Source organism: Pseudoalteromonas sp. UBA2102, from assembly GCF_002331165.1.
Classification (GTDB): Bacteria; Pseudomonadota; Gammaproteobacteria; order Enterobacterales; family Alteromonadaceae; genus Pseudoalteromonas; species Pseudoalteromonas atlantica.
On record NZ_DCYU01000131.1, the window covers coordinates 1 to 3,267 of the forward strand.

2 protein-coding genes are annotated in these 3,267 nt (G+C 40.5%); both read left to right on the forward strand.

All coding sequences use genetic code 11. The features are described 5' to 3' along the window. A partial coding sequence (locus B2R65_RS17070; RefSeq protein WP_286744659.1) for a TonB-dependent receptor domain-containing protein occupies positions 1-1,593 on the forward strand: 1,593 nt, incomplete at its 5' end. Between the two features lie 115 nt (positions 1,594-1,708). Further along, positions 1,709-3,202 carry a tryptophan halogenase family protein gene (locus B2R65_RS17075; protein WP_273605907.1) on the forward strand — a complete coding sequence of 498 codons (1,494 nt, stop codon included), beginning with the start codon at positions 1,709-1,711 and terminating at the stop codon, positions 3,200-3,202. Positions 3,203-3,267: the final 65 nt, after the last annotated feature.

Consider the following 3,267-nt stretch of genomic DNA (forward strand, 5'->3'; position numbering starts at 1 on the left):
GGTTACACATTTAACGGTGGTAATACAGGTGCTACGTTTACTCACGATTTAGATTACAGCGATTACAGCTTAATGCAATTAGGTGGTCCTTTATCATGGGGTGCAAGCTCTGCTTTAAATGATAAATATGGCTTAACGGGCACCGAGTATGAAAACCAAGCGCAAGATGGTTTCATTAATGCACCTACAATTGAAGATGAGCTGTCTACGTTAAAGCTAGCTGCATCAAAAGTATTAGAAAACGAATACTTCAGCTCAATTGAGTTTGGTATGTCTTATAAAGAGCGTGAAAAAACAAAAGATTCGCAAGGTTTCTTTATGACGTTATCTGGCTTTTCGCTTGATAATCCTGGCATGCTAGCTGTGCCAGAGCAATATCGCATGGGTAGCGTTGATCTAGGCTTTATTGGCATGGGTGACATGATTGCTTACGATGTTAATGGGTTAGTAAATGACGGTTACTACAGCTTGTTAGATGAAAGCTTAACGAATACGAGCCATTTAACAAAATCGTGGACGGTAAAAGAAGAAATTACCTCAGTATTTGCACAGGCTAATATTAATGCCGAAGTAAGCGGCTTAGCACTTACAGGTAATGTGGGTGTACGTTATGTTCATACCGACCAGTCATCGCAGGGTAATGCATTTAACACTGTTGATGATATTGTGGTGGCATCACCTACCAATATTAGCCACGATTACTCACACGTATTACCAAGCTTAAACTTATCACTTGCGATTGATGAGCAACAAACAGTTCGCTTTGGTGCGGCTAAAACAATCTCTCGTGCACGTTTAGACGAAATGAATGCATCTATTGACGCATCTTACAATACTACACAGGATGAAAATGGTAACTACTGGTCTGTATCCGGTGGTAACCCTAATTTAGAACCTAAAGAAGCAACAGGCTACGATTTATCTTATGAAAACTACTTTAGTGATGAAGGTTACTTCTCTGCTGCATTTTTCTATAAAGACTTAACGCAGTGGATTTTTGACGGTACTTACGCAATTGATATGTCGGGTGTTGCAGATCCATCTAATGGAGAAATCCCAGCTACATCTGAAGGTACTGGCAGTGGTAAAGTAAATGGCGGTGGCGGCGACCTATACGGTTACGAGCTATCTCTAGCGTTACCATTTAAAATTTTCCACCCATCACTTGAAGGCTTTGGTTTAATTGCAAGCCATACCGGTATTGAGTCTGATATTGAAGATCAAAACGGTAATGAGTACGAGCTACCGGGTCTGTCTGACAAAATTCAGAGCTTAACGGTTTACTACGAAATGAATGGTATTCAACTGCGTACCAGCATGCGTAAACGTAGTGCCTTTAAAGGTGATGTATACGGGCTAGGTTTTGATACCGAGCAAGTGGATATCCTAGGCGAAACAATTTGGGACATTCAAGCTGGCTACGACTTTAGTGAGGCCGGTGTTGAAAGCCTTGAAGGGTTATCAATTCAGTTCCAAGTTCAAAACTTAACAGAAGAGCCGTTTACATCGCTTTCTGGCGATAACGCGCTACAAGTTCGTGACTACCAAGATTACGGACGTACTTACTTGTTAGGCTTTAGCTACAAGCTATAATAAAGGTTGTGTGTAGGAGCCCTTGTAATTTGTTTTACAAGGGCTTTTTTATAGCTACTTTATCTAAATTTTATCAAACTTAACAAAGCTTTAAACTGTAAACGTGGACAATAATATGAAACCAATAAAACACGTCGTAATCGCAGGCGGGGGCACGGCAGGGTGGATAACAGCCGCCTTGCTTAATAAAGTGTTAGGTAAAGTAATTAAAATAACCCTTATTGAGTCAAGTACTATTGGCACTATAGGCGTGGGTGAAGCAACAATTCCGCCTATTATTCAACTTAACAATGCACTGGGTATAAACGAGCAAGATTTTATAAACGCTACAAATGCATCTATAAAATTAGGAATTGAGTTCGAAAATTGGAAAACCCCCTCTCATAGCTACATGCATGCTTTTGGCTCATTTGGAAAAGACTTCCCCTTTTGCGATTTTTACAATTTTTGGGTAAAAGGGCATATTAGCGGTGCAGAAGAAAGCTTATGGGATTTTTCTCTTAACTACCAAGCGGCTAAACAGCATAAATTTGCACCCTTAAATACCCTACCTAATACACAATTGCCTGGCTTGAGTTATGCGTATCATTTTGACGCAACGTTATATGCTGAGTTTTTAAAAAAGCTCGCAACATCACGCGGTGTTGAGCATATTGATGCCAAAATAGAGCAGGTAGAACAATGCCCTCTATCAGGGAATATAAAATCATTAACCCTTGGTAACACACAGCAGATAAATGGCGACCTTTTTATAGACGCTACAGGCCAGCGCGCCTTACTCATAGAGCAAACCCTTAACACAGGTTTTGTCGATTGGTCTCATTATTTACCGTGTGATAGCGCCGTGGCGGTGCAGTCTCAAGGTACTAGCGAGCTAAAACCTTATACGCGTTCAATTGCACACAGCGCAGGCTGGCAGTGGCAAATACCGCTGCAAAGCCGAATAGGAAATGGCTTGGTGTACTGTAGTCGTTATTTATCTGACGATGCGGCAACGCAGTTATTATTAAATAATTTACCTGCTGAGCCAATGACTGAGCCGCGGGTAATTAAATTTAAAACAGGACGACGTTTAAAACAATGGCATAAAAACGTGGTATCGGTTGGCCTTGCCAGTGGCTTTTTAGAGCCGCTAGAGTCTACCAGTATTCATTTAATACAAAGTGCCGTAACCCGTTTAATAAAGCTGTTTCCACACAATGGCATAAGCGATGCTTTAGTTACTGAATTTAATAAGCAAAGCGTGATAGAAATAGAGCACATTCGTGATTTTATAATATTGCATTACACACTAACAGCGCGAGAAGACTCCCCATTTTGGCGACAATGTAAGCAAATGGACATTCCTGACTCATTGGCCCATAAGCTCAAATTATTCAAGCAAACCGGCAAAGTAGTGCGCGAAAACGACGAATTATTTGCCGAAGTTGCCTGGCAACAGGTGTTTATTGGGCAAGGACTTATCCCCGAAGATTACAACAGCATTGTTGACTCACTCAGTAGTGAACAACTAAACGATTTATTCTCAACACTAAAAACGCTTATTACCTCAACGGTAGATCAATTACCCACTCATAAAGATTTTTTAGCAAAAATTAAAAAGGCCTGATGATGCAACTTTTAAAAAAACTTTTACTTGTAAGTGCCTGTACTTTACCAACCATTAGCTACGCA